General features: G+C 62.8%; 1 protein-coding gene. It reads right to left on the reverse strand.

What is annotated here, in order from left to right; all coding sequences use genetic code 11:
- Positions 1–1,010: bifunctional 2-methylcitrate synthase/citrate synthase (gene prpC, locus BX592_RS33670; protein ID WP_134197641.1), on the reverse strand; the 1,010-nt coding region annotated here is incomplete at both ends.

Raw genomic sequence — 1,010 nt, forward strand, 5'->3', positions numbered from 1 at the left:
GGTCCAGTGTAATTTGCGCTGGGCCGGATGATCTTGTTGTCGATGCGCTGCTCGATGATGTGCGCGCTCCAGCCGCTGGTGCGCGAGATCACAAAGAGCGGCGTGAACATCGCGGTGGGCACGCCCATCATGTGGTACGAGACCGCGCTAAACCAGTCGAGGTTAGGGAACATCTTTTTCGCGGCCCACATCACCGTTTCGAGCCGCTCGGCGATGTCGAACAGCTTCGTGTCGCCAGCTTCCTTCGACAGCTTCTTCGCGACCTCCTTGATCACCTTGTTGCGCGGGTCGGCGATCGTGTACACCGGGTGGCCGAAGCCGATCACGACTTCCCTGTTTTCGACGCGCTTGCGGATATCGGCTTCAGCTTCGTCGGCGTTCAGGTAGCGCGACTGGATCTCGAACGCGGCCTCGTTCGCGCCGCCGTGCTTCGGGCCGCGCAGCGCACCGATCGCGCCGGTGATGGCGGAGTACAGGTCCGAGCCCGTGCCGGCGATCACGCGGCCGGTGAACGTCGATGCGTTGAATTCGTGCTCCGCATACAGGTTCAGCGAGATATGCATCGCATCGACCCACGACTTCGACGGCTCCTTGCCATGCAGCAGATGCAGGAAGTGGCCGCCAATCGAATCGTCGTCGGTTTCGACCTCGATGCGCTTGCCGTTGTGCGAGTAGTGGTACCAGTAGAGCAGCATCGAGCCGAGCGAGGCCATCAGGCGATCGGCGATGTCGCGCGCGCCGGCGATATTGTGGTCGTCCTTCTCGGGCAGCACGGTGCCAAGCGCGGACACGCCGGTGCGCATCACGTCCATCGGATGCGCGGCGGCGGGAATCCATTCGAGCACGGCTTTTACGTTTGCGGGCAGGCCGCGCAGCGCCTTGAGCTTCGTCTTGTACGCGGCCAGTTCGGCGACATTCGGCAGCTTGCCGTGCACGAGCAGATACGCGATTTCCTCGAATTGGCATGCGCCGGCGATGTCGAGGATGTCGTAGCCGCGATAGTGCAGGTC

Source organism: Paraburkholderia rhizosphaerae (genome assembly GCF_004366595.1).
In the GTDB taxonomy this organism is placed as follows: domain Bacteria; phylum Pseudomonadota; class Gammaproteobacteria; order Burkholderiales; family Burkholderiaceae; genus Paraburkholderia; species Paraburkholderia rhizosphaerae.